The organism is Streptomyces gilvus (genome assembly GCF_022513565.1).
GTDB classification, from domain to species: Bacteria; Actinomycetota; Actinomycetes; order Streptomycetales; family Streptomycetaceae; genus Streptomyces; species Streptomyces gilvus.
Genome location: NZ_JAKWBE010000024.1, coordinates 45122 through 71730 on the forward strand (window position 1 = coordinate 45122; position 26609 = coordinate 71730).

The window sequence follows — 26609 nt, forward strand, 5'->3', positions numbered from 1 at the left end:
CGTCGGCGGTCAGCTGGGCAGACCCGGCGGGGTTTTCGCCGGGGTCGTCTCCAGTGCCTCCAGCGCGAGCCTGATGGCCTCGTCCAGTTGTACGTCCCGGCCCGCCGCGTGGTCCTGGGGGCGCTGGACGACCTCCACGTCCGGGTCGACGCCGTGGTTCTCCACGCCCCAGCCGTAACCCTCCAGCCAGAACGCGTACTTCGGCTGGGTGACCAGGGTGCCGTCGACCAGGCGGTAGCGGCTGTCGATGCCGATGACCCCGCCCCAGGTGCGGGTGCCGACGACCGGGCCCAGGCCCAGGGCCTTGATCGCGGCGTTGACGATGTCGCCGTCGGAGCCGGAGAACTCGTTGGCCACGGCGATCACCGGGCCGCGGGGGGCGTCCTCGGGGTAGCTGTAGGGGCGCAGGCCGCGTGGCAGGTCCCAGCCGACGATCCTGCGGGCCAGCTTCTCGACGACCAGCTGGGAGGTGTGGCCGCCGCGGTTCTCGCGGACGTCGACGACCAGGCCCTCGCGGGCCACCTCGATGCGCAGGTCGCGGTGGATCTGGGCCCAGCCGGGGGCCTGCATGTCGGGGACGTGGAGGTAGCCGAGGCGGCCGTCGGAGCGGTCGTGGACGTAGGCGCGGCGGTCGGTGACCCAGGCGTGGTAGCGCAGGGGTTCCTCGTCGGCGACGGGGACGACGACGGCGTGCCGGGCATCGCCGCCGCCGGAGGGGAGGATCGTCAGCTCGACGGGTTTGCCGGCCGTCCCGACCAGGAGGGGGCCGGGTCCGGTGACCGGGTCCACCGAGCGGCCGGCGACCGCGACGATCGCGTCGCCGGCGCGGACCGCGACACCGGGCGCGGCCAGCGGGGAGCGGGCGTCGGGGTCGGAGGTCTCGGCGGGCAGGATGCGGTCGATGCGCCAACGGCCGTCCTCGTGGCGGGAGATGTCGGCGCCGAGCAGACCCTGGCGCTCGCCGTTGCCGTAGCCGCCGCGCGGGGTGACGTAGGCGTGGGAGGTGCCGAGTTCGCCCTGGACCTCCCAGAGGAGGTCGACGAGGTCGTCGTGGGCGGCGACGCGGTCGAGGACGGGCCGGTAGCGGTCCAGGACGGCGTCCCAGTCGACGCCGCCGAGGTCGGGGCGCCAGAAGTTGTCCCGCATGAGGCGGCCGGTCTCGTCGTACATCTGGCGCCACTCGGCGGCGGGGTCGACGGTGTGGCGGACGCGGCCGAGGTCGACGGTGATGTTGCTGTCGCTGTCGTCGTCGTTCGACGCGCGCCGGTCGCTGGGGACGACCTTGAGCTTGTCGTCGGTCCACAGCAGGACGCGCTTGCCGTCGCCGCTGACGGCGAAGTGGTCGGCGTCGGAGGCGAGGTGCTCGATGCGCTGCTGGGCCAGGTCGTAGCGTTCCAGGGCGGTCCTGGGGTCCGGGTCGTCCGGGGTGGCCCGGGAGGCGCCGAGGACGCCGCGCACGGGGTGGCGCAGCCACAGCACGCCGTCCTTGGCGGCGCGCAGGGTGGAGTAGCGGGCGGCCTCGACCGGGAAGGGCACGATCCGGTCGGCGAGTCCCTCGAGGTCGACACGGGTGCTGGGGGTGCCCTCGCTGTCGGGGGTCTCCTCCTTGTCCGGGGCGTCGAAGGGACGGCCGTGGCGCTGCGGTCCGAACGGGGACGGGGTGGTCGCGGCGAGCGGGATCAGGTGCGGGCGGGAGCCGCCGACGAAGGCGAGGTCGAAGACGTGCTCGTCGTAGACCGGGTCGAAGGAGCGCGCGGAGAGGAAGGCGAGGTGCTTGCCGTCGAGGGTGAACGCCGGCGAGTAGTCGCGGAAGCGGAGCGGGGTGGCCTCGGTGACCGACAGGTCGGTGGTGTTGGCCAGGCGCAGCTGCCGCAGCGGGCGCGGGCCGGGGTGGGACCAGGCGAGCCAGCCGGAGTCGGGTGAGAAGACCAGGCCCGAGACGTCCCCGTCGGTGGAGCGGTCGACCTCGCGGACCTCGCCGGTGTCCCGCTCGACGAGCAGGACGCGTCCGTCGTGCGCGGCGACGGCGACGCGGCCGCCGTCGGGGGCCACGGCGAGGTCGAGGACCCGGCCGAGCTGTCCGGCGGCCAGCCGGCGCGGGGTGGCGCCGGGGGCGGTGCCGGTCGCGGGGGCGAACTCCAGGGCGTCGTCGCCCTCGGCGTCGGTGACCCAGACGACGTGTTCCTCGCCGTCCACCCGGAAGGTGCGCGGCAGCCGGGCCCGTACGCCGGGTTCGGCGGCCAGGGCGCGGGCGGGGCCGGAGCGATGGGTGACCCAGTGCACGGAGCCGCGGACGGCGACCGCGCTGCCGCGGGCGGTGTGGTCGGGGTGCGCGGAGCCGAACCAGCGGGCGGCGTTCACCGGGAAGGGCTGCAGGTCGAGCCGGGGGCCGCCGAGCCGGATGTCCAGGCGGCGCGGTTCGGCGGTGTCCAGGTCGTCGAGGATCCACAGCTCACCGGCTGCCGCGTAGACCAGCCGGGTGCCGTCGCCGGCGAGGTGGCGGGCGTAGAAGCCGTCGATGGGGGTGTGCCGGCGCAGGTCGGAGCCGTCGGCGAGGGAGGAGTAGACGGCGCCGACGCCCTCGTGGTCGGAGAGGAAGGCGATCCGGTCGCCGGTCCAGACAGGGCTCTCGAGGTTGCCGTCCACGTCCTCGTGCAGGCGCACGAACTCGCCGTCGCCGTCCCGGTCGATCCACAGCTTGCCCGCCGTGCCGCCCCGGTACCGCTTCCACCAGGCCGCCTCGCGGCCCATGGGCGCGGAAAGCAGGACGGTGGACGGGCCGAAGGCCACGTGGCCGACGGGGCCGTAGGGCAGGGTGGCCGCCGGGCCGCCGTCGAGCGGAATCGCCCGCGCCCAGCTGCGGCGCAGGCTGGCCTGGCCCTGGGTGCTGATGGCGAGGACGTCTCCGTCCGGGGTCCAGCCGCGCACCTGGGTGCGTGAACTGCCCCAGTAGGTCAGGCGTTTCGCGGGGCCGCCGTCGATCGGGGCCACATGGACCTCGGGGGCGCCGTCGCGGGTGGAGGTCCAGGCGACGGTGGTGCCGTCGGGCGAGATACGGGGGTGGTTCACCGGCACGTTGTCCGCGCTGACCCGCCAGGCACGGCCGCCGTCGAGGGGGGCGAGCCACACGTCGTCCTCGGCGGTGAAGGCGAGCAACTCGCCGTGCAGGTGCGGGAACCGGAGATACGCGGGGGCTGCGGGCTGCGTCACACGATCACTCTAGGGCCTGCCTGACAATTCCCGTCGTCCGCCCGGAGGGCGGGCCGCGCGGCGGCATGGGGGTCCCCCCGCGCGAGGTTGTTCGAGCGTGGGGGAGCGTGCGATCGCAAGGCGCCGGAGCGCCCTCGTGGCGGAGCCACGTGGGCGGTTCGGCAACGCCGCGAGCATGCGTGCCAGGCGTCGCGCGGCAGACGGGAATTGTCAGGCAGGCCCTAGCGCAGCCGCCGCGCTGCCGGGCAGCGGTTTGGATCACTTGCCCTGGACCGGCCAGCACTTCGGGTCGCCCTTGCACCAGATGGTCCGCGTGACGGTCACGGTGACGGTGGCGCCGGGCTGGTTGCCGTTGCCGCCGCTGGGGTTGTTCACGATCGGGGAGGGCGTGGAGGTGCAGTCGCCGAGCCCGGAGACGTGGAACAGGGTTTTGCCGCCGACCTTGGCCGTCAGATCGCCGCGCACACAGGCGCCGTCCACGGCGCGGGTGACCTTGCCGGAGACGGTGATGTCCTTGCCGTCCTTGGTCTGCCCCTGGCAGTCGACGTTGGCGACGGTGGTCTCGCTCGCGCTGGGCATGGTGCGGTGACTGGTGTTGTTGTTGCCGTAGTTGGAGGTGCAGCTGAGCCACTGCACGTCGATGTGGTGCCGCTTCAGTTCCTTGGTCGCGGTCTGGTCGGTGGTGTACGCGACGGCCGCGGTGCCGAGCCCACCGGGATCACAGGCCACGGCCCCTCCGACGGCCACGACGGCAAGCCCCGCCACGGCCGCCACCCGTCGTGCCGGTGGCCGTCGCCAACTGCGCCTCAACGCCCCCATGAAGGGCAGCCTGCCACCGAGTCCGCGTCCGCGGAAGGGCGCGTACGGTCATTGGAGCGCCCCCCGAGGAGGAGCCGGCCGGGCCTCAGGTCCGCAGCAGCAGCCACTCCTGCAGCTCCACCAAGTTCCCCTCGGGGTCCTTGAGATGGGCCACGCGCATGCGGTCGGTCATCGGGGCGGGGCCGTGCACCACGGTGGCCCCGCGCTCCGTGATCCGCTCGCAGTAGGCGTCGAGGTCGTCGACGCGCAGCACCACGAGCGAGCGGTGGCCGGTGGCGGTGTCGCCCAGTTCGTCCAGGACCTCGGCCATCATCGAGCGGTCCTGCAGGGCGATCCCCGCCGACCCCGTGGCCGGGCTGAACTTCTCGTACGGTCCCGCGCTCGCCCCGGACTGCGGCTTCAGGCCGAGGACGTCGGCGTAGAAGCGGTAGCAGGCAGGGAAGTCGGTGACGAGGAGGCGGACTTGGGCGAGTTCCACGTGGGTCCCCCGTGGGTGGTCAGGACCAGCGGCCGGTGCGGCCCAGGAGCAGGGCCGCGGCCGCGGTGCCGGCGGTCGACGTACGCAGCACGGTAGGCCCCAGCACGTACGCCTTCGCACCCGCCTCCTCGAACAGCGCCAACTCGTCCTTGGAGACGCCCCCTTCGGGGCCGACGACCAGCACGATCTCGCCCCGGTCGGGGAGTTCGGCGGTGGCCAGGTGCTCGCTGCGGTGCTCGAAGTCGGAGTGCAGGACGGCGGCGAGGTCGGCTTCGGCGAGAAGTGCGGCAACCTGTCGGGTCGTCGCCGCGTCCGCGATCTCGGGGAAGCGGACCCGCCGGGACTGCTTGCCGGCCTCCCGGGCGGTGGCCCGCCACTTGGCGAGCGCCTTCAGTCCGCGCTCGCCCCTCCACTGGGTGATGCAGCGGGCGGCCTGCCAGGGCACGATCGCGTCGACGCCGACCTCGGTCATGGTCTCCACGGCCAGTTCGCCCCGGTCGCCCTTGGGCAGGGCCTGGACGACCGTGATGCGCGGGGCGGGCTCCGGCTCCTCGGACACCGAGACGATGCGGACGATCAGCCGGTCCTTGCCCTCGGTGCCGGTCACCTCGCAGTCCGCGTGCCGGCCGGCGCCGTCGGTGAGGACGACCTCCTCGCCGGGCTGCAGCCGCTTCACGGAGACCGCGTGCCGGCCCTCGGCGCCGTCGAGGACGTACGGACCGGCGCCGGCCGGCAGGTCCTCGGCGACGAACACCGGTGCGGTCATCGCAGGTCCCCCTTGCCCGACAACGCTGTCCTGGCCGCGTCCAGCTCGGCGGCGAGGACCTCGACCAGCTGCCCGGCCGCCAGCTCGCGGGCCATGCGGTGCCCCTGCCCCGCCCACAGCGCCATGCCCTGCGCGTCGCCGGACGCGGCGGCCTTCTTGCGCAGCGGCGCGGTGATGTGGTGGAGCTGGGGGTAGGCGGCGGGGGCGTACGGGCCGTGCTCGCGCATGAAGCGGTTGACCAGGCCGCGGGCCGGGCGGCCGGAGAAGGCGCGGGTGAGTTCCGTTCGCGTGAACAGGGGGTTGGTGAGCGCCTGCTTGTGGACGGCGCCCGCGCCGGACTCCGCCGTGGCGAGGAACGCGGTGCCCAGTTGGGCCGCGCTCGCGCCCGCCGCGAGGACGGCGGCGATCTGCCCGCCGCGCATGATGCCGCCGGCGGCGACGATCGGGATCGTCACGGTCTCGCGTACCTGGGCGACGAGGGAGAGCAGGCCGATGCCGGCGCCGTCGTTCTCGGGGTTGTCGCGGTGGGTGCCCTGGTGGCCGCCGGCCTCCACGCCCTGCGCGATCACCACGTCGGCCCCGGAGCGCTCCACGGCGAGGGCCTCCTCGGCGGTGGTCGCGGTGACCAGGACGAAGGTGCCCAGGCGGTGCAGGGAGTCGACGACGTCCCGGCTGGGAACGCCGAAGTGGAACGACACCACGGGCACCGGGTTGTCCAGCAGGACGGCGAGCTTGGCGTCGTAGCCGTCGTCCCGGCCGCTGTCCGGGTCGCCGAGCTCGGTCTCGTACCAGGCGGCCTCACCGGCCAGCTGGTGGGTGTAGATCTCCACGGCGCCCTGGTCGGCGTACTCGGGCTGCGGCAGGAAGAGGTTCACGCCGAAGGGGCGGGTGGTCAGGCTCCGCAGCTGCTTGATCTCCTGGTACATGCCGTCGGCGGTCTTGTAGCCGCCGGCCAGGAACCCCAGTCCGCCGGCCTCGGACACGGCGGCGGCGAGCGCGGGCACGGAGACTCCGCCCGCCATGGGGGCCTGCACGATCGGATACGGGAAGAGATCGGTCAGCGCGGAGGACATGACCGCATGTTGTCACGTCCTCCGAACAAGTCCGAATCGGGCATCCCCGACGGCATAGGCCACGTGAATGAGTGAGCCTCGGCACCCGCAGAACGGATGCCTCAGCGCCCGTTGAACGCGTCCTTCAGTCGCGAGAACAGCCCCTGCTGACCGGGTTGACTGTGCCGACCCGGGGGCAACCCCCGGACCCCCGGCCGCCACCCCAGTCCGCGTCAGCGCCCGTTGAACGCGTCCTTCAACCGCGAGAACAGCCCCTGCTGACCGGGTTGGAACTGGCCCTGGGGGCGTTCCTCGCCGCGGAGCTTGGCCAGCTCGCGCAGGAGGCGTTCCTGTTCCGGGTCGAGCTTGGTGGGGGTCTGGACCTCGACGTGGACGATCAGGTCGCCCCGGCCGCCGCCGCGCAGATGCGTCACGCCCCGGCCGTGCAGCGGGATCGACTGGCCGGACTGGGTGCCGGGCCGGATGTCGACCTCCTCCATGCCGTCCAGCGTCTCCAGCGGCACCTTGGTGCCCAGCGACGCCGCCGTCATCGGGATCGTCACCGTGCAGTGCAGGTCGTCCCCGCGCCGCTGGAAGGTGGAGTGCGGCAGCTCGTGGATCTCCACGTACAGGTCACCGGCCGGGCCGCCGCCCGGGCCGACCTCGCCCTCGCCGGCGAGCTGGATCCGCGTGCCGTTGTCCACACCGGCCGGGATCTTCACCGTCAGCGTGCGGCGGGAACGGATCCGGCCGTCACCGGCGCACTCCGGGCAGGGGGTCGGCACGACCGTGCCGAAGCCCTGGCACTGGGGGCAGGGACGCGACGTCATGACCTGGCCCAGGAAGGACCGGGTCACCTGGGAGACCTCACCGCGGCCACGGCACATGTCGCACGTCTGTGCGGTCGTGCCGGGGGCCGCTCCCTCGCCGTTGCAGGTGTTGCAGACGATCGCGGTGTCGACCTGAATGTCCTTCGTGGTGCCGAAGGCCGCCTCGTCGAGCTCGATCTCCAGCCGGATCATCGCGTCCTGGCCGCGCCGGGTGCGCGAGCGCGGGCCACGCTGGGACGCCGTACCGAAGAACGCGTCCATGATGTCCGAGAAGTTTCCGAAGCCGCCGGCGCCGAAGCCGCCCGCGCCACCGCCGCCCGCCTGCGAGAGCGGGTCGCCGCCGAGGTCGTAGACCTGCTTCTTCTGCGGGTCCGAGAGCACCTCGTAAGCGGCGTTGATCTCCTTGAACCGCTCCTGGGTCTTCGGATCGGGGTTGACGTCCGGGTGCAGCTCGCGTGCGAGCCGCCGGAAGGCCTTCTTGATCTCTTCCTGCGACGCGTCGCGGCGCACGCCGAGAACGGCGTAGTAGTCCGTGGCCACTTACGACTCCGCCAGGATCTGTCCGACGTACCGTGCCACTGCGCGTACCGCTCCCATCGTTCCCGGGTAATCCATGCGGGTCGGTCCGACCACGCCGAGTTTGGCGACTGCCTCGCCGCCCGAACCGTAGCCGACCGAGACCACGGACGTGGAGTTGAGCCCCTCGTAGGCGTTCTCATGACCGATGCGTACGGTCATGCCCGAATCCCCCGCCTCTCCCAGCAACTTGAGGAGGACGACCTGCTCCTCCAGCGCCTCCAGGACGGGCCGGATGGTGAGGGGGAAGTCATGTCCGAAGCGGGTCAGATTGGCGGTTCCGCCGATCATCAGCCGCTCCTCGTTCTCCTCGACGAGCGTCTCCAGGAGGGTGGAGAGCACCGTCGCAACGGTACCCCGGTCCTCCACGTCGAAGCCCTCGGGCAGGTCCTCCACGAGACGCGGGACGTCCGTGAAGCGCCGTCCCGCGACCCTGCTGTTGAGCCGCGCCCGCAGGTCCGCGAGCGAGGCCTCGCCGAAGGGCGCCGGGCAGTCGACCATGCGCTGCTCGACCCGGCCGGTGTCCGTGATCAGCACGAGCATCACGCGCGCGGGGGCGAGCGAGAGCAGTTCCACGTGCCGCACGGTCGAGCGGGTGAGCGAGGGGTACTGCACGACGGCGACCTGCCGGGTCAGCTGTGCGAGCAGCCGGACGGTCCGCGCGACGACGTCGTCGAGGTCGACGGCGCCGTCGAGGAAGTTCTGGATCGCGCGCCGCTCGGGGGCGCTCATCGGCTTGACGCCGGCGAGCTTGTCGACGAACAGGCGGTAGCCCTTGTCGGTGGGGATGCGCCCGGCGCTGGTGTGCGGCTGGGCGATGTACCCCTCGTCCTCCAGGGCGGCCATGTCGTTGCGGACCGTAGCCGGGGAGACGCCGAGGTTGTGCCGCTCGGTCAGGGCCTTCGACCCGACCGGCTCCTCGGTGCCGACGTAGTCCTGGACGATGGCGCGCAGCACCTGAAGCCGTCGTTCACTCAGCATGCGCACACCTCCAGAAGTCGTCCCCTGGCCACTTCGCCTGGCACTCTGTCCCGCCGAGTGCCAGCGTTCCCCGGCCCAGTGTACGGCTGTGGGGTACACCCAGGGCAAGGTCGGGCCTATGGCAGCGGTCGTACGGTTAGCGTCGCGGTATGACGGTGACTTGGGAAGAGCTCGGGTGGGAGCGGGTGGCGGCCGGGGTGGGGCGGTGCCGGCTTCCCGGCTGGGACTGCACGGCGGGGCTGGTCGTGGGGGCGGGCGCGGCGCTGGTGATCGACGCCGGGTCGAGCCTCGCGGAGGGCGCGGAGCTGCGGACGCGGGCGGAGGCGCTGGCCGGTCGGCGTGTGACCCATCTCGCGCTGACGCATCCGCACTTCGACCACGTCCTCGGGGCGCCGGCCTTCGCGGGCGCGGAGGTGTACGGCGCGGTCGGCATCGACACGGTGTTCGAGGCCCGGCACGCGCGCGAGGAGCTGATGGCGGACGCGGTGCGCAACGGTCTGGACGCGGACGTGGCGGAGGAGGCCGTGACCGCCCTCGTTCCTCCCCGGCATCACGTCTCCGGCGAGCGCACCCTCGACCTGGGCGGCGGCCGGCAGGTGCTGCTGGCGAACGTGGGGCCCGGCCACACGGCGCACGACCTCGTGGTCCTGGTCCCCGGCTCCCCGGAGGTGGTCTTCTGCGGCGACCTCGTCGAGGAGTCCGGCGAACCGCAGGCGGGACCGGACGCCGTACCCTCGCACTGGCCGGCCGCCCTGGACCGGCTGCTGGATCTGGGCGGCGAGGACGCACTGTACGTGCCCGGTCACGGAGCGGTGGTGGACGCGGGGTTCGTACGGGCCCAACGGGACGCGCTGGCGGCGCGTTTCGGCGTGTCGCGGTGATCGCCGCCGCGCTTCTCCTATCGTCATCCGAATGCGCCAGTACTCCGCCGACCTGACCCCTCCCTGGAAGAAGCCGAAGCCCGTCCCGGAGGTCCCGGCGGAGCCCGGTCTGGTGGTGGAGGAGCCCGGCACCGGTTTCTGCGGCGCGGTGATCCGCTGCGAGGCCGGAACGGTGACCCTGGAGGACCGCTTCGGCAAGCACCGGGTGTTCCCGCTGGAGCCGCGGGGGTTCCTGCTGGAGGGCCGGGTGGTCACCCTGGTGCGCCCCTCCTCGGCCCCGGCCCGCCCCACCCGCACGGCCTCCGGCTCGGTCGCCGTCCCGGGCGCACGCGCGCGTGTGGCCCGCGCCGGGCGCATCTACGTGGAGGGCCGGCACGACGCGGAGCTGGTGGAGAAGGTCTGGGGCGACGACCTGCGCATCGAGGGCGTGGTCGTGGAGTACCTGGAGGGCGTGGACGACCTGCCGTCGATCGTGGCGGACTTCGCGCCCGGCCCGGACGCCCGGCTCGGCGTGCTGGTCGACCATCTGGTCCCGGGCACCAAGGAGTGGCGCATCGCTCAGGCGGTGACCAGCGAACACGCCCTGGTCGTCGGTCACCCGTACATCGACATTTGGGAGGCGGTGAAGCCGTCGGCCCTGGGCATCGACTCCTGGCCGCGCATCCCGCACGGCCAGGACTGGAAGACGGGCGTGTGCCGGGCGCTGGGCTGGCCCGACAACACGGGCGCCGCCTGGCAGGGCATCCTCTCCCGGGTCCGCTCCTACAAGGACCTGGAGCCCGAACTCCTGGGCCGAGTGGAAGAACTGATCGACTTCGTCACGGCCCCCGCCTGACGGCCGCGCGTTCACGACCGTTTCCGCTACCGCCTGCGCGGCATCTCGCGCGGCGCCCACTGCCGCGGTGCCCGCGCGCACGCCGAGTGGCAGGCGGTGACGTGGACGCGCCGCCGGGGCAGTCGCCGCCGGCCCGGGCCGAGCACGGTGGCTTCCCCGGGCGGCTTCCCTTGAGTCATCACGGCCGCACGATCCGTCCGACGGCCGGTTCAGCGGCCGGCCTCCCTTGAGCCATCACGGCCGCGCGATCCGTCCGACGGCCGGTTCAGTCCACCAGGTCCCTCACCACCGCGTCCGCCAGCAGGCGGCCGCGCAGGGTGAGAACCGCGCGGCCCTCGTCGTACGGGCCCCGCTGCAGCAGTTCGTCCGTCAGGGCCCGGTGTGCGGCGGCCAGGCCCGCCGGCTTCAGGAGGGTCAGCGGTACGCCCTCCCGCAGCCGCAGCTCCAGCAGGACGCGCTCCACCCGGCGGTCCTCGTCCGTCAGGAGTTCACGCCCGGCGCCCGGTGAGCGCCCCGCCGCCAGCGCCGCCGCGTACGCGCCGGGGTGCTTCACGTTCCACCAGCGCACCCCGCCGACGTGCGAGTGCGCGCCGGGGCCCGCGCCCCACCAGTCGGCGCCGCGCCAGTACAGCTCGTTGTGCAGGCAGCGGGCCTCGGGAGTGGTCGCCCAGTTGGAGACCTCGTACCAGTCGAAGCCCGCCGAGGACAGGACGTCCTCGGCGATCAGGTACCGGTCCGCGTGGACGTCGTCGTCCGTCATCGGGACCTCGCCGCGGCGGATCCTGCGGGCCAGCTGCGTGCCCTCCTCGACGATCAGCGCGTACGCCGAGACATGGTCCGGGCCCGCCCCGATCGCCGCCTCCAGCGAGGCCCGCCAGTCGTCGTCCGACTCCCCCGGGGTGCCGTAGATCAGGTCCAGGTTGACGTGCTCGAAGCCGGCCGCCCGGGCCTCCGCGACACACGCCTCGGGGCGGCCGGGGGTGTGGGTGCGGTCCAGGATCCGCAGCACGTGCTGCCTCGCGCTCTGCATGCCGAAGGAGACGCGGTTGAAGCCGCCCTCGCGGAGGGCGGCCAGATAGGCCGGGTCGACCGACTCCGGGTTCGCCTCCGTGGTGACCTCGGCGTCCGCCGCGAGTCCGAACTCGTCGCGGATCGCGCCCAGCATCCGTACGAGATCGCCGGCGGCCAGCAGCGTCGGTGTGCCGCCGCCGACGAAGACCGTGCGGACCGGGCGCGGGTCGTCGCCGAGGACCTTGCGGGCCAGGCGGATCTCGTCGACGAGGGTGTCCGCGTAGTTGTCCCGGGAGGCGAGGACACCGCCCGTGCCGCGCAGCTCGGTCGCGGTGTAGGTGTTGAAGTCGCAGTACCCGCAGCGGGTGGCGCAGTACGGGACGTGCAGGTAGAAGCCGAGGGGGCGGTCGGCCGCCCCGGTGAGCGCGGAGGCGGGGAGTGCGCCGTCGGCGGGGACCGGTTCGCCGTCGGGGAGTGCGGAAGGCATGCCCTCCATTGTCCCGTACCGGTACGACTGCTCACTCCGCCTGCAGCACCAGCAGCGCCAGATCGTCCTCCGGCGGTCTGCCGCCGAACTCGTGCACCAGCCTCTTGATGCGCTCGGCGATCAGCTCCGCGCTCAGTCCCGCGCAGCCGGCCAGGGCGGTGGCGAGGCCGTCGGCGTCGTCGAACTGGCGGGAGCCGGAGCGGCGCTCGGTGACTCCGTCGGTGACGCACAGCAGGGTGTCGCCGGGGCCGAGCTGGAAGGTCTCGCTGGTGTAGGTCTCGTCCTCGATGACGCCGAGCAGGGTCTGCGGACGGGCCGCCGTACGGACGGTGCCGTCGGCCCCGAGCAGCAGCGGGAGGGGGTGGCCGGCGGAGGCGAGGGTGCAGCGGACGCCGTCGCCGACGGGCACCAGCTCGCCGTACAGCAGGGAGAGGAAGCGGGTCTGGGGGCCGTCGCCGGGGCCCGGTGGGCGGCCGCTCGCGAGGGCCCGGGCCGCGGCGTCGGCGGCCTCCGTGGTGTCGTCGAGGAGCAGCTGGTTGAGGCGGTCGAGGACGTCGGCGACGCGGTAGCCCTCGCGGGCCAGCAGCCGCAGCCAGGGCCGGGCGAGGCCGATGAGGACGGCGGCCTCGGGGCCCTTGCCCTGGACGTCGCCGACGGCGAAGCACCAGCGGCCCGCGCCGGCCGGGAAGACGTCGTAGAAGTCGCCGCTCGGGCCGCCCTTGTCGCAGGGTTCGTAGACGAGCGCGCTGCGCACGCCGGGGATCTCGGCGACGGCGACGGGCAGCAGACCGCGCTGCAGGACCTGGCTGATGGTGGCCTGGCGGGCGTACTGGCGGGCCGTGCCGATGGCGAGGGCGACCCGGCGGCTGAGATCCTCGACCAGGCCGGTGACCTCGTCGGGGAAGCGCGGCAGTCCGGAGCGGCCGATGACGAGGGTGCCGAGCGGGCGGCCGCCCGCGATCAGCCGGTAGGCGAGGGCGGTGCCGTGCGCCTCGCGCGGACCGAGCGCGCCGCCGGGCCAGGGGTACGGCACCGGCCCGGACTGCAAGCCGTCCGTGGGGCGCGGCGGATCCTTCTCCAGGGCCGCGCGCAGTTCCTCGATGCGGTTCTCGCTGCAGTGCCACACCCGGGCCAGCCGTGGCCCCGGACCCGGGCCCGAGGCCCCCTCGGCGTCCCAGCGGCCCATGGCCTCGTCCTCGGTCCACACCGCGCACCAGTCGGCGAGCCGGGGCACGATCAGCTGTCCGGCGAGCGCGGCGACCAGGTTCTCGTCGAGCTGCCCGGCGAGCAGGTCGGAGGCCTCGGCGAGGAAGGACAGGGCGCCCCGGCCCAGCCACTCCCGGTCGCGCTCGGCGCGCCGGGGCTCGGGCGCGAGGATCTCGGCGACGTCGAGCCCGCGCTCCAGGGCCTCCCGGCCGGCGTACGCGGCGATCTCGTCGCCGGCCGTGCCGTCCTCGGCGGACAGCCGCGCCCACACCGTCTTGGCGCCCCGGCGGTAGGTGACGCCCCAGGACTCGGCGAGCGCGGTGACCAGCCGCAGTCCGCGCCCGTACTCCGGTGTCTCGTACGGCGCTTCGGGCTCCGAGCCGCGCGGGGCGCGGGAGGGGTGCTGGTCGCGGACCTCGACGACGAGCGCGCCGGTCGCCTCCTCCAGCCGGCACTCCACCTCGACGTCGGTGCCCGCGTGCACGACGGCGTTGGTGACGAGTTCGCTGGTGACGAGGACGGCGTCGTCGGCGAGACGGCCGGTGAGGTGCTCGGCGCCGGGCCGTTCCTCCTCGGCCCACTCGGCGCAGGCGGCACGCACCAGAGCCCGGGCGGCCCCGGGCGTGACGGCGCTTCCGGGCAGCGTGGCATGCGTCCGCGCGCCGCCCCGCGCGCCGTCCGCGTCCTGGCACGCCGGCGCATCGGAGGCACGGGAAGCCGTCTCCCGTTGCGTCGGTATGGCCGCCATGCCCAACTCCCCGAGCAGTTCGGACGAATACGCCTCAGTCGATGCGGACAGAGTGACAGACTGGCCACGCCCATAAGCGCCGAGTTACCGAAGTGGGCCGCCATGAGTGAGAACAGTGCTACGCCTGTGCTCGAAGACGGACAGAAACCGGAACAACTTCGAGCATCTGAGCTGCGCCCGCTGCTCGCGGCGATGACGGCCGCGCGGGACGGCGACTTCACGAAGGTCCCGGAGACCGGCCACGGCATGGTGGCCGAACTGACGGCGCTCTTCAACCAGATCATGGACCGCAGCACCCACTTCAACGCCGAAGTGCAGCGCGTGAAGCGGGAGTTGGTGCGTCACGGGCGGCTCGACGAGCGGCTCACGGCGAGCCCGGGGCAAGGTGCCTGGACCTCCCGCGTCAACGATGTGAACCAGGTGCTGGACGCCCTGGTGGCCCCGGCGGCGAACGCGACCCGGGTGCTGGACGCGGTGGCGGGCGGCGATCTGACCCAGCGGGTCGATCTGCACGACGGCAACCGGCAGTTGCGCGGGGATCTGCGCAGGCTGGGCCGGGCCGTGAACAAGATGGTCGACCAGTTGTCGCTGTTCACCGGCGAGGTGACCCGGGTCGCGCGCGAGGTGGGCACGGAGGGGCGGCTGGGCGGGCGCGCCAAGGTGCAGGGCCTGTCGGGCAGTTGGCGGGACGTGACCGAGGCGGTCAACACCATGGCCTCCCGGCTGACCGCCCAGGTGCGGGACATCGCCCTGGTGACCACGGCGGTGGCGCGCGGCGACCTGACCCGCACGGTCACCGTCGAGGCGACCGGTGAGCTGCTCGAACTGAAGCTGACCGTGAACACGATGGTCGACCAGCTCTCCGCCTTCGCCGACGAGGTGACCCGGGTCGCCCGCGAGGTGGGCACCGAGGGCCAGTTGGGCGGCCGCGCCCAGGTGCGCGGGGTGAGCGGGGTCTGGAAGGACCTGACCGACAACGTCAACTTCATGGCGTCGAACCTGACGTCCCAGGTCCGCAACATCGCCCAGGTGACCACGGCGGTGGCCAACGGCGACCTCAGCCAGAAGATCACCGTCGACGCCCAGGGCGAGATCCTGGAGCTGAAGTCCACCATCAACACGATGGTGGACCAGCTCTCCGCCTTCGCCGACGAGGTCACCCGGGTGGCCCGCGAGGTCGGCACCGAGGGAAACCTCGGCGGCCGGGCCCAGGTGCGGGGCGTGTCGGGTGTCTGGAAGGACCTCACCGACAACGTCAACTTCATGGCGGACAACCTGACCTCGCAGGTCCGCAACATCGCCCTCGTCTCGACCGCCGTCGCCCAGGGCGATCTCGGCAAGAAGATCACGGTGGAGGCGAAGGGCGAGATCCTGGAGCTGAAGTCGACCATCAACACGATGGTGGACCAGCTCTCCGCCTTCGCCGACGAGGTCACCCGCGTCGCCCGCGAGGTCGGCACCGAGGGAAACCTCGGCGGCCAGGCGCAGGTGCGGGGCGTGTCGGGCGTCTGGAAGGACCTCACCGACAACGTCAACTTCATGGCGCTGAACCTGACCTCCCAGGTCCGCAACATCGCCCAGGTCACCACCGCCGTCGCCAACGGCGACCTCTCCAAGAAGATCACCGTCGACGCGCGCGGCGAGATCCTCGAACTCAAGGACACCGTCAACACGATGGTGGAGCAGCTGCGCGCCTTCGCCGACGAGGTCACCCGCGTGGCCCGCGAGGTCGGCACCGACGGACGGCTCGGCGGCCGCGCCCAGGTGCTGGGCGTCTCCGGTGTGTGGCGGGATCTGACCGACAACGTCAACTACATGGCCGACAACCTGACCTCCCAGGTCCGCAACATCGCCCAGGTCACCACCGCCGTCGCCAACGGCGACCTCTCCAAGAAGATCGACGTGGACGCGCGCGGCGAGATCCTGGAGCTCAAGACCGCCATCAACACCATGGTCGACACGCTGTCCTCCTTCTCCTCCGAGGTCACCCGGGTGGCCCGCGAGGTCGGCTCCGAGGGCCAGCTCGGCGGCCAGGCACGGGTCGAGGGCGTGTACGGCACCTGGAAGCGCCTGACGACGAACGTGAACGAACTCGCCCTGAACCTGACCACCCAGGTCCGGGCGATCGCCGAGGTCGCCTCCGCGGTGGCGCAGGGCGACATGTCCCGCTCGATCACGGTGGAGGCGCGCGGCGAGGTCGCCGAGCTGAAGGACAACATCAACCTGATGGTGGCCAACCTCCGTGAGACGACCCGCGCCAAGGACTGGCTGGAGTCGAACCTCGCCCGGCTCGCGGCCCTGATGCAGGGCCACCGGGACCTGATGGAGGTCGCCGACCTGATCCTGCGGGAGCTGACCCCGCTGGTGAACGCCCAGTACGGCGCGTTCTTCCTGGCCGACCCGGACGAGGACGGCTCGTCCCTGCGCACAACCGTTCCTGCAAAAGGGCTGGCGTTCATCGCGGGCTACGGCTCGGCGCAGGGCGCGACCGTGGAGACCGGCGGTCTGCCGGTGCACGGCCTGGTGCGGCAGGCGGCCCGCGAGAAGAAGCGGATCCTGGTCGAGGAGGCCCCGCCGGACTACATCAAGATCAACAGTGGTCTGGGCGAGGCGGCTCCCACCAGCGTCGTGATCATCCCGATCCTCTTCGAGGACAAGCTGCTCGGCGTGATCGAACTGGCCTCCTTCTCCCGCTTCTCCGACGTCCATCTGGCCTTCTTCGACCAGTTCGTGAACACCATCGGCGTCGCCATCAACACGATCATCGCCAACTCCCGGACCGAGTCCCTGCTGGGCGAGTCGCAGCGGCTGGCCATGCAGCTCCAGGAACGCTCCGACGAACTGCAGAAGCAGCAGGCGGAGTTGCAGCGCTCGAACGCCGAACTGGAGGAGAAGGCCGCCCTGCTGGCCACCAGCTCCCAGTACAAGTCGGAGTTCCTGGCGAACATGTCCCACGAACTGCGCACCCCGCTGAACTCCCTGCTGATCCTCGCGCGGCTGCTCTCCGACAACCCGGACGGCCATCTCTCCGACCAGGAGGTGCAGTTCGCGACGACGATCCACCGTTCGGGCTCCGACCTCCTGCAGCTGATCAACGACATCCTCGACCTGTCCAAGATCGAGGCCGGCCGGATGGACGTACGGCCGAAGAAGCTGCCGCTGATCAAGCTGCTCGACTACGTCCACGCCACCTTCCGCCCGCTCACCCTCGACCGGGGGCTCGCCTTCGAGGTGGCGGTCGGCGAGGACGTGCCGCGTGAGATGTACTCGGACGAACAACGCCTCCAGCAGATCCTGCGCAACCTGCTCTCCAACGCGATCAAGTTCACCGCGACCGGCCAGGTGGAGCTGCGCGTGAGCCGGGTCAAGGACCCCGAGCACCGGTACGTCCAGGGCAGCGACGAGGTGATCGCCTTCGCCGTCAGCGACACCGGCATCGGCATCGCGACGGAGAAACTCCCGGTGATCTTCGAGGCGTTCCAGCAGGCGGACGGCACCACCAACCGCAAGTACGGCGGCACGGGCCTCGGTCTGTCCATCAGCCGCGAGATCGCCGGGCTGCTGGGCGGCCGTATCGTCGCCGAGAGCGAGCCGGGGCAGGGCTCCACCTTCACGCTGTACGTCCCCGTCGTCAGCCCCGGTCACGCGGCGACCGGACCGGCGCCCGAGGACCGTACGCCGCCGGTGCAGGAGCAGCCGGCGGCCGAGCCGTTCACGGCCACGCACGACGTGGACGACTCCTGGCCGGCGCCGACCAAGCTGGAGGCGTGGAAGGCCGGGCGGGCCGGTCAGGTCCTGCCGGGGCGGCGGGTGCTGATCGTCGACGACGACATCCGCAACGTCTTCGCGCTCACCCATGTCCTCGGCCGCGTCGGCATGCCCGTGCTGTACGCGGAGAACGGCCGCGAGGGCATCGAGACCCTGGAGCGCAACCCGGACGTCGAACTGGTCCTGATGGACATCATGATGCCGGAGATGGACGGCTACGAGACCATCGCCGCCATCCGTCGCACCCCGCGCTGGGCGGGTCTGCCGATCGTCGCGCTCACCGCGAAGGCGATGCCCGGCGACCGGGAGAAGTCCATCGCCCGGGGCGCCAACGACTACGTACCCAAGCCGGTGGACGTCGACCAACTGCTGACGGTCGTCTGCGCGCTGCTGGATCCGGAGAGCGCGTCGGACGGAGAACGGGCGGACACCGAGGAGGCGGCGGCGACGCCGACGCCGGAAACCGAATGAGGCACAGTCACCATGAGCGCTGAGGCAACGACCGACGAGCGCGCCGGCATCCTCCTCGTGGACGACATGGAGGACAACCTGATCGCGCTGGAGGCCGTCCTGGGGTCCCTCAACGAGCCGCTGGTCCGCGCGCGTTCGGGCGAGGAGGCGATGAAGGCGCTGCTGCGCCGGCGCTTCGCCCTCGTCCTGCTCGACGTGCGGATGCCGGGCATGGACGGCTTCGAGACGGCCGCCAACATCAAACGGCTCGACCAGACCAAGGACGTCCCGATCATCTTCCTGACCGGAGCGGACGACGACTCCGGCTACGCCTTCCGCGGCTACGCGACGGGCGCGGCGGACTACCTGACCAAGCCGTTCGACCCCTGGGTGCTACGGGCCAAGGTCACCGTCTTCCTCGACCTGCACCGCAAGAACCGCCAACTGGAACGACTGCACGGCGAACTCAGCCACCGACTGGCGGCCCTGGAGCACCAGTTCACCGGCGAAGACCCCCCGGACCTGGACAGCCTGCACACCCAGATCAGGGAACTGCGCCGCCTGGTACCCCACGGACACCCGGCATGACCGTTTCGACCGGGACACGCCCCTGAAGCCAGGTCTCGCGCGTGCCCGCCCGCACCTCGTCGGCTACGCCTCGCGCGTGCCCGCGTACATCTCGTCGATCAGGTGCCTGTACTCGCGTTCCACCACCGGGCGCTTGAGCTTGAGGCTCGGGGTGATCTCGCCGTGTTCGACGTCGAGGTCGCGGGGCAGGAGGCGGAACTTCTTGATGGTCTGCCACTTCTGCAGACCGGCGTTGAGTTCCTTGACGTAGACCTCGACCATCGCGACGGTGGCCGGTGCGGCGACGATCTCGGCGTAGGGCCTGCCCTCCAGGCCGTTCTCCTTGGCCCACTCCAGGATGGACGGCTCGTCCAGCGCGATGAGCGCCGTGCAGAAGTTCCGGTCGGCGCCGTGCACCAGGATGTTGGACACGTACGGGCACACCGCCTTGAACTGTCCCTCGACCTCGGCCGGCGCGATGTACTTGCCGCCGGAGGTTTTGATGAGGTCCTTCTTGCGGTCGGTGATCCGCAGATAGCCGTCGGGCGAGAGCTCGCCGATGTCCCCGGTGTGGAACCAGCCGTCGGCCTCCAGCACCTCGGCCGTCTTCTCCGGCAGCCCGTGGTACCCCTGCATGATCCCGGGGCTGCGCAGCAGGATCTCCCCGTCGTCGGCGATCCGCACCTCCGTGCCGGGCAGCGGCTTGCCGACCGTGCCGGTGCGGTACGCCTCGCCCGGGTTCACGAAGGAGGCGGCCGAGGACTCCGTCAGGCCGTACCCCTCGAGGATGTGGATGCCGGCGCCGGAGAAGAAGTAGCCGATCTCGGGCGCGAGCGCCGCCGAGCCGGAGACGCACGCCCGCAGGTTCCCGCCGAACGCCTCCCGGATCTTGGCGTACACCAGCGCGTCGGCGGCCTTGTGCTTCGCGCCGAGCCCGAACGGCACCGAGGCCGTCCCCGTGCGCCGGAAGTTGTCCTGCGAGACCTTCGCGTACTCGCGGGCGACCTCCGCCGCCCACTGGAAGATCTTGTACTTGGCGCCGCCGCCCGCACGGGCCTTCGCGGCGACCCCGTTGTAGACCTTCTCGAAGATGCGCGGCACGGCCGCCATGTACGTCGGCTGCACGACCGGCAGATTCTCGATGATCTTGTCGACGCGGCCGTCCACGGCGGTGACGTGACCGACCTCGATCTGCCCCGACGTCAGCACCTTGCCGAAGACATGCGCGAGCGGCAGCCACAGGTACTGCACGTCCTCGCTGCTGATCAGCCCGGTCGCGGCGATCGACTTCGCCATGTACGCCCAGCTGTCGTGCGCGAGCCGGACGCCCTTGGGCCGGCCGGTGGTGCCGGAGGTGTAGATGAGGGTGGCGAGCTGGTCCTTGGTGATCGCGCCGACCCGCTCCCTGATCAGGTCGGGGTCCTTCTCCAGCCGCGCGGCGCCCCGGGCCTCCAGCTCGGCGAGGGTCAGCACCCAGTCGCCGGTCTCGACACCGGCCGGGTCGATCACGACGACATGCGTGAGGGCGGGCAGCTCGGCCCGCTTCTCCACGGCCTTGGCGAGCTGCGCCGCGTCCTCGGCGATCAGCACCCGGCTCTCGGAGTCGGAGAGGATGAACGCCGACTCGTCGGCGTTGGTCTGCGGATAGACCGTGGTCGTGGCCGCGCCCGCGCACATGATGCCGAGGTCGGCGAGGATCCAGTCGAGCCGCGTCGAGGAAGCCAGCGCGACCCGCTGCTCGGGCTGCACGCCCAGCTCGATGAGTCCGGCGGCGATCGAGTAGACCCGCTCGGCGGCCTGCGCCCAGCTCAGCGACTTCCACTGGTCCGGGCCCTCGCCCGAGGCCGGCGGCACCGGGTAGCGGTACGCCTCGGCGTCCGGGGTGGCCGCCACGCGCTCCAGGAAGAGGGTCGCCACGCTCGGCGGACGGTTCTCGATCAGGGTCTGTGTGTCGCTCACGACATCCTCCGGGGCCCGCGCAGTGCGGCTGGCTCAAGTGCGGCTGGCTTCACGCAGTAGCGTTTGTTTAACTCGCGAGTAACTATCGAGCAGAGATCAGAGTAGAGCCCGACCGGCCGGTTCGTAAGAGCCCGCGGCCTGTCACTTCCTACAGAGCGCGACGTTACGCACGCGTAGGGGCCCGCCACGCTTTCGCACGGCGAGCCCCCCTTCTGCCCGCTTTGACAGGTAACCGGCTGTAACCCGCGGTTACTTCTTGCCCTTGGCCGACCCCGCGCTGTCATCGCTGGAGAGCACCGCGATGAAGGCCTCCTGCGGAACCTCCACGGAACCCACCATCTTCATCCGCTTCTTGCCCTCCTTCTGCTTCTCCAGCAGCTTCCGCTTGCGGGAGATGTCACCGCCGTAGCACTTGGCGAGGACGTCCTTGCGGATGGCGCGGATGGTCTCGCGGGCGATCACCCGGGAGCCGATGGCGGCCTGGATGGGCACCTCGAAGGCCTGCCGCGGGATGAGCTCGCGCAGCTTGGCGACGAGCCGCACGCCGTAGGCGTACGCCTGGTCGCGGTGGGTGATCGCGGAGAACGCGTCCACCTTGTCGCCGTGCAGCAGGATGTCGACCTTGACGAGGTTCGAGGTCTGCTCGCCGGTGGGCTCGTAGTCGAGCGAGGCGTAACCGCGCGTCTTCGACTTCAGCTGGTCGAAGAAGTCGAAGACGATCTCCGCGAGCGGGAGCGTGTAGCGGATCTCGACCCGGTCCTCGGAGAGGTAGTCCATGCCGAGCAGGGTGCCGCGCCGGGTCTGGCACAGCTCCATGATCGAGCCGATGAACTCCGACGGCGCGAGGATCGTGGCCCGTACGACCGGCTCGTACACCTCGTTGATCTTGCCCTCGGGGAACTCGCTCGGGTTGGTGACGGTGTGCTCGCTGCCGTCCTCCATCACGACCCGGTAGACCACGTTGGGCGCGGTGGCGATCAGGTCGAGGCCGAACTCGCGCTCCAGCCGCTCCCGGATGACGTCGAGGTGGAGCAGGCCGAGGAAGCCGACGCGGAAGCCGAAGCCGAGGGCGGCGGAGGTCTCCGGCTCGTAGACGAGCGCGGCGTCGTTGAGCTGGAGCTTGTCCAGGGCCTCGCGCAGCTCGGGGTAGTCGGAGCCGTCGAGCGGATACAGACCCGAGAAGACCATCGGCTTCGGGTCCTTGTAGCCGCCGAGCGCCTCCGTGGCCCCCTTCTGCTGGCTGGTGACGGTGTCACCGACCTTGGACTGGCGGACGTCCTTCACACCGGTGATCAGATAGCCCACCTCGCCGACGCCGAGGCCGTCGGCCGCCAGCATCTCGGGCGAGTTGGTGCCGATCTCCAGCAGCTCGTGGGTGGCGTCGGTGGACATCATCCGGATCCGCTCGCGCTTGTTGAGCTGACCGTCGATGACACGGACGTAGGTCACGACACCGCGGTAGGAGTCGTAGACCGAGTCGAAGATCATCGCGCGGGCGGGCGCGTCGGCGACACCGACCGGCGCGGGGATCTCCGCCACGACCTTGTCCAGCAGCGCGTCGACGCCGACACCGGTCTTCGCGGAGACGCGCAGCACGTCGTCGGGGTCGCACCCGACGAGGTTGGCGAGCTCCTCGGCGAACTTCTCCGGCTGCGCGGCCGGCAGGTCGATCTTGTTGAGCACCGGGATGATCGTGAGGTCGTTCTCCATCGCCAGGTAGAGGTTGGCGAGGGTCTGCGCCTCGATGCCCTGGGCGGCGTCGACGAGGAGGATGGTCCCCTCGCAGGCGGCGAGCGACCGCGAGACCTCGTAGGTGAAGTCGACGTGCCCCGGGGTGTCGATCATGTTGAGGATGTGCGTGTTGGTCTTGTCGTGGGTCGGGGCCCACGGCAACCGCACCGCCTGGGACTTGATCGTGATGCCACGCTCGCGCTCGATGTCCATCCGGTCGAGGTACTGAGCACGCATCTGCCGCTGCTCGACGACGCCGGTCAGCTGGAGCATCCGGTCGGCGAGCGTGGACTTGCCGTGGTCGATGTGCGCGATGATGCAGAAATTGCGGATCAGAGCCGGGTCGGTACGGCTCGGCTCGGGCACATTGTTAGGGGTCGCGGGCACGCAGGGTCCTGTCTCTTGAGGCGCCTTATGCCTCGGGTCGGATCGATACGTAGGCTCCATGGTCCCACGGGCGGCGACCGGGAACCGTTTTGGGCCGTCGGCCCGCCCCCTGGTAGTCTGAGTGGCTGTGTCTCATGCCCTCTCAGCGCGAGGCACACCATCAAGAAATCACCTGGTACGGGACCCGGATCCCTCCATGCCCGGAGTGCTCCTGGCCCGTGCCTGAACCTGTAGAGGCTCATTCGTGGCGAACATCAAGTCCCAGATCAAGCGGATCAAGACCAACGAGAAGGCTCGGCTGCGCAACAAGGCCGTCAAGTCCTCCCTGAAGACCGCGATCCGCAAGGCCCGTGAGGCCGCTGCCGCGGGTGACGTCGAGAAGGCCACCGAGTACCAGCGCGCTGCCGCGCGTCAGCTCGACAAGGCCGTCTCCAAGGGCGTCATCCACAAGAACCAGGCCGCCAACAAGAAGTCGGCGCTTGCTTCGAAGGTCGCGTCCCTCCAGGGCTGACACCTTTCTGATCTGACCGGGTCCACGAGGACCCACCGCCGGAAGGACCCGAGCGGGCCCTCTCTCATCCGCTCCCAACCGGCCCCAGAGCCCGTACGCGGCCTGCGTTCGCCACGCGGGTACGGGCTCGAACTCACCACTCCGAAGGCCCCACCCCAGCCCTTCCCCGGGCGAACGGTGGGGCCTTCGGCATGCGACGGCCACGCTTGGGCCGAGGACCGCGAGTCTTCTTCCAACGGGGTCGCACGAGGCAGCCCGCCCGGCATCCGGCGTTTGGTTTTTAGCCCGCCCGGCGCCCGGCGTTCAGCCCACCTGGCGTCTGGCGTTCAGCCCACCTAGCGTTTGGCGTTCAGCCCATATGGCGCCTGGCCTCCAGCCCGCCTGGCGTTTGGCGTTCCCCGCCTGGCGCCTGGTCTGCCCCCGGTCCCGGTTCGGCTTCCAGCCCGCGCGGGTTCGGCTTCCAGCCCGCGCGAGTGGGTGCTTTGCGGCCCGGGCAGGTCCAGTACGTGCTGATCCAGCCCGGCCGACCGGGGCCCGTTCCACTTCCAGCCCGCGCGGGTTCGGCTCCAGCCCGTCCGGCGTTTGGTTTTAGCCCGTCCGGCGTTTGAGGACGAGGCCCGGAGGGCCGACCGGGGTCCGGGGCGGAGCCCCGATGGGGTGCAGGGGCGGGGCCCCGGCGGGGTGCAGGGGCGGAGCCCCGGCGGGGTGCAGGGGCGGAGCCCCGGCGGGGTGCAGGGGCGGAGCCCCGGCGGGGTGCAGGGGCGGGGCCCCGGCGGGGTGCAGGGGCGGAGCCCCGGCGGGGTGCAGGGGCGGAGCCCCGGCGGGGTGCAGGGGCGGAGCCCCGGCGGGGTGCAGGGGCGGAGCCCCGGCGGGGTGCAGGGGCGGAGCCCCGGCGGGGTGCAGGGGGCGGAGCCCCCTGGGCGGGGTTGAAGGGGCGGTAGCCCCTGGGGATGGGACGGGTAGGGGCGGCGGGGGCGAGGACCATGGGGCCGCACCCAGGCCCACGGACCGCCACGACACCCCGGTCCCCTTACCCCCGCCCCCGCGACCGCGCAGCCCGAGCGATCACCACAACCGCCTTCTCCAGCGCGTAGTCGGGATCCTCCCCGCCCCCCTTCACCCCCGCATCCGCCTCCGCCACCGCCCGCAACGCCACAGCGACCCCGTCCGGCGTCCACCCCCGCATCTGCTGCCGCACCCGATCGATCTTCCACGGCGGCATCCCCAACTCCCGCGCCAGATCCGCCGGCCGCCCCCCACGAGCGGACGACAGCTTCCCGATCGCCCGCACCCCCTGCGCCAACGCACTGGTGATCAGCACAGGCGCCACCCCGGTGGACAACGCCCACCGCAACGCCTCCAGCGCCTCCGCCGCCCGCCCCTCCACGGCCCGGTCGGCGACTTCAAAACTCGACGCCTCGGCCCGCCCCGTGTAGTACCGCCCGACGACGGCGTCGTCGATGGTCCCCTCCACGTCCGCCACCAGCTGCGAAACAGCCGACGCCAGCTCCCGCAGATCACTCCCGATGGCATCGACGAGCGCCTGACACGCCTCCGGCGTGGCGGACCTCCCCGCAGCCCGGAACTCCCCCCGCACAAACGCCAGCCGATCCGCCGGCTTGGTCATCTTCGGGCAGGCCACCTCCCGCGCCCCCGCCTTGCGGGCGGCGTCGAGCAGCGCCTTGCCCTTGGCGCCCCCCGCGTGCAGCAGCACGAGGGTGATCTCCTCGGCGGGCGCCCCGAGATACGCCTTCACGTCCTTGACCGTGTCGGCCGAAAGATCCTGCGCGTTGCGTACGACCACGACCTTGCGCTCCGCGAAGAGCGAGGGACTGGTCAGCTCGGCGAGCGTGCCGGGCTGCAACTGGTCCGGAGTGAGGTCGCGTACGTCCGTGTCGGCGTCAGCGGCCTTGGCGGCGGCCACCACCTCCCGCACGGCACGGTCGAGCAGGAGGTCCTCCTGGCCCACGGCGAGCGTCACCGGGGCGAGAGGGTCGTCTTCAGAGTTCTTCCTGGCCATCGCGTACAGCATGGCACGCCCCACTGACAACGGGCCCCGGCGTCAGGCCCCCGCGTCACGGCTCCCCGCCAAGCCTCACGGCTCCTCGCGCCAGCCGTCCCACTCCCCCGCGAACGCGTCCAGCGCCCCGGGATCAAGCCGCCCGTCCTCGTCCCGCAGGACGACCAGCCACTGCGCGTCCTCCGCGTCGTCCTCACCCGCCAGGGCGTCCCGGACGAGCTGCGGCTTCTCGACGACCCCGAACCGTTCCCCCAGCGCCTCCGCCGCCTCCTGAGCCGCGTCGCGGTCGGGCAGCACCAGCACATGTCTCACATCGCTCACGGCCCCATTCTCCGCGCCGCGAGCCGCCTCTCCGTACCCAGCCCCCAATCACCCATCCCGAATCCCCGAACCCCAGCCCCGGGCGTAAGCCTCTGTCAGTCCTTCCGGACGATCTGCACATCCAGATCGACCCGGATGCTCGGCCCCACCACCGCGATGCCCCGCGCCAGCATCGTCTGCCAGCTCACCGTGAAGTCGTCGCGATGCAGCTCGGTCCGGGCCCGGCAGGCCGCCCGCACCTCGCCCTCCATGCCGTGGCCCAGCCCCAGGTACTCCGTGTCGAGCGTCACCGTCCGCGTCACCCCGTGCAACGACAACGCCCCCGTCACCGCCCACCGGTTGCCGCCCTTGTGCACGAACCGCTCGCTGTAGAACTCCAGCGTCGGGTAACGCGCCACGTCCAGGAAGTCCGCCGAGCGCAGATGGTCGTCCCGCATCCGCACGTTCGTGTCGATGGACGCCGCGTCGATCACCACATGCATCGCCGACCGCTCCACCGGGTCTCCGATCCGCACGACGCCCGCGAAGGAGTTGAACCGCCCGTGGATCCGCGCCAGCCCGATGTGCCGCGCCGTGAACGCGATCGAGGAGTGCGTCGGCTCGATGTCCCAGTCGCCGGCCGCCGGCAGCTCCGCCGGCTGCGCGATCTGAAGCGTCACGTCCCCCAGGGACGCGAGCGTGTTCTCCCCGACGGTCGCGCTCGCCCGGTACGGCGTGTACCCCTCGGCGGACACCGCGAGCCGGTACTCCCCTGCGGGCACCGTCGTCACGAACGACCCGAACGGGTCCGTCTCGCCCCCGACCACCTTGCGCCCCATGGCGTCGCTGACCGCGAACTCCGCATGCGGCACCGGCTCGTTGACCGGATCCAGCACCCTGCAGCAGAGCACCCCCGCGCTCGGCGGGGTCTGCACCGCCGCCAGGGGACTCGTCCGTTGCACCCGACTCGTTCGGTTTCCCAGCCAGCGGCCGAACATCCGCACCACCCCTGTGCGCCTCGACACCAATATTGTCG

The 26609-nt window shown here is 71.7% G+C and carries 19 protein-coding genes; 5 read left to right on the plus strand and 14 right to left on the minus strand.

The features are described from left to right. Positions 1-9 precede the first annotated feature (9 nt). The 7 genes from MKW14_RS29715 to hrcA all read right to left on the minus strand — a co-directional run bounded on the left by MKW14_RS29715 (position 10) and on the right by hrcA (position 8712). The gene (locus MKW14_RS29715) at positions 10-3210 is read right to left on the minus strand and encodes a S41 family peptidase (RefSeq protein ID WP_240867620.1); all 3201 of its coding nucleotides are present in this window, start codon (positions 3208-3210) and stop codon (positions 10-12) included. 258 nt (positions 3211-3468) lie between these two features. Next, on the minus strand, positions 3469-4029 hold the full coding sequence (locus tag MKW14_RS29720; RefSeq protein ID WP_240867623.1) for a hypothetical protein: 561 nt from the start codon (positions 4027-4029) through the stop codon (positions 3469-3471). An 85-nt stretch (positions 4030-4114) separates the two neighbouring features. Next, on the minus strand, positions 4115-4507 hold the full coding sequence (locus MKW14_RS29725; RefSeq protein ID WP_240867626.1) for a VOC family protein: 393 nt from the start codon (positions 4505-4507) through the stop codon (positions 4115-4117). Between the two features lie 19 nt (positions 4508-4526). Then, positions 4527-5273: a 16S rRNA (uracil(1498)-N(3))-methyltransferase gene (locus MKW14_RS29730; protein ID WP_240867629.1), complete on the minus strand. Its 747-nt coding sequence runs from the start codon at positions 5271-5273 to the stop codon at positions 4527-4529. Continuing rightward, positions 5270-6346, minus strand: coding sequence for a nitronate monooxygenase (locus tag MKW14_RS29735; protein ID WP_240867632.1), 1077 nt, complete (start codon positions 6344-6346; stop codon positions 5270-5272). Before MKW14_RS29735 ends, MKW14_RS29730 begins: the two co-directional genes overlap by 4 nt. 212 nt (positions 6347-6558) lie before the next feature. Then, the gene (gene dnaJ, locus MKW14_RS29740; RefSeq protein ID WP_133041052.1) at positions 6559-7695 is read right to left on the minus strand and encodes a molecular chaperone DnaJ; all 1137 of its coding nucleotides are present in this window, start codon (positions 7693-7695) and stop codon (positions 6559-6561) included. Then, the gene (gene hrcA, locus MKW14_RS29745) at positions 7696-8712 is read right to left on the minus strand and encodes a heat-inducible transcriptional repressor HrcA (protein WP_208782632.1); all 1017 of its coding nucleotides are present in this window, start codon (positions 8710-8712) and stop codon (positions 7696-7698) included. Between the two features lie 149 nt (positions 8713-8861). On the opposite strand from hrcA, the gene MKW14_RS29750 reads away from it, so the two are divergent. Together MKW14_RS29750 and MKW14_RS29755 are read left to right on the plus strand one after the other, a co-directional pair. Further along, the gene (locus MKW14_RS29750; RefSeq protein ID WP_240867633.1) at positions 8862-9593 is read left to right on the plus strand and encodes an MBL fold metallo-hydrolase; all 732 of its coding nucleotides are present in this window, start codon (positions 8862-8864) and stop codon (positions 9591-9593) included. A 31-nt stretch (positions 9594-9624) separates the two neighbouring features. Continuing rightward, a complete protein-coding gene (locus MKW14_RS29755) occupies positions 9625-10428 on the plus strand; it encodes a DUF3097 domain-containing protein (RefSeq protein ID WP_240867635.1) in 804 nt (267 codons plus the stop codon). A gap of 265 nt (positions 10429-10693) precedes the next feature. Here MKW14_RS29755 and hemW read toward each other — a convergent pair whose 3' ends face one another. Beyond that, entirely contained in the window at positions 10694-11926 is a 1233-nt protein-coding gene (gene hemW / locus MKW14_RS29760) for a radical SAM family heme chaperone HemW (RefSeq protein ID WP_240867637.1), read from the minus strand. A gap of 31 nt (positions 11927-11957) precedes the next feature. Further along, positions 11958-13880, minus strand: a complete 1923-nt coding sequence (locus tag MKW14_RS29765) for a SpoIIE family protein phosphatase (protein WP_240867638.1) — start codon at positions 13878-13880, stop codon at positions 11958-11960. Between the two features lie 102 nt (positions 13881-13982). Between MKW14_RS29765 and MKW14_RS29770 the strand changes: the two genes are divergently transcribed. Further along, a complete protein-coding gene (locus MKW14_RS29770) occupies positions 13983-18119 on the plus strand; it encodes a HAMP domain-containing hybrid sensor histidine kinase/response regulator (protein ID WP_240867641.1) in 4137 nt (1378 codons plus the stop codon). A gap of 12 nt (positions 18120-18131) precedes the next feature. Next, positions 18132-18686, plus strand: a complete 555-nt coding sequence (locus MKW14_RS29775) for a response regulator (protein WP_240867644.1) — start codon at positions 18132-18134, stop codon at positions 18684-18686. 63 nt (positions 18687-18749) lie between these two features. Here the strand turns inward: MKW14_RS29775 and MKW14_RS29780 are convergent, their stop codons facing one another. After that, positions 18750-20624, minus strand: a complete 1875-nt coding sequence (locus MKW14_RS29780) for an AMP-dependent synthetase/ligase (protein WP_240867647.1) — start codon at positions 20622-20624, stop codon at positions 18750-18752. A 249-nt stretch (positions 20625-20873) separates the two neighbouring features. Beyond that, on the minus strand, positions 20874-22742 hold the full coding sequence (gene lepA / locus MKW14_RS29785; protein ID WP_240867651.1) for a translation elongation factor 4: 1869 nt from the start codon (positions 22740-22742) through the stop codon (positions 20874-20876). A gap of 244 nt (positions 22743-22986) precedes the next feature. On the opposite strand from lepA, the gene rpsT reads away from it, so the two are divergent. Further along, positions 22987-23253 carry a 30S ribosomal protein S20 gene (gene rpsT, locus MKW14_RS29790; protein ID WP_133041041.1) on the plus strand — a complete coding sequence of 89 codons (267 nt, stop codon included), beginning with the start codon at positions 22987-22989 and terminating at the stop codon, positions 23251-23253. Between the two features lie 1030 nt (positions 23254-24283). Here the strand turns inward: rpsT and holA are convergent. From holA to MKW14_RS29805, 3 genes are all read right to left on the minus strand, one after another. Further along, a complete protein-coding gene (gene holA / locus MKW14_RS29795; protein ID WP_240867653.1) occupies positions 24284-25273 on the minus strand; it encodes a DNA polymerase III subunit delta in 990 nt (329 codons plus the stop codon). A 75-nt stretch (positions 25274-25348) separates the two neighbouring features. After that, positions 25349-25594, minus strand: a complete 246-nt coding sequence (locus MKW14_RS29800; protein WP_240867654.1) for a hypothetical protein — start codon at positions 25592-25594, stop codon at positions 25349-25351. Between the two features lie 95 nt (positions 25595-25689). After that, entirely contained in the window at positions 25690-26571 is an 882-nt protein-coding gene (locus MKW14_RS29805; protein ID WP_240867752.1) for a YceI family protein, read from the minus strand. Positions 26572-26609 lie beyond the last annotated feature (38 nt).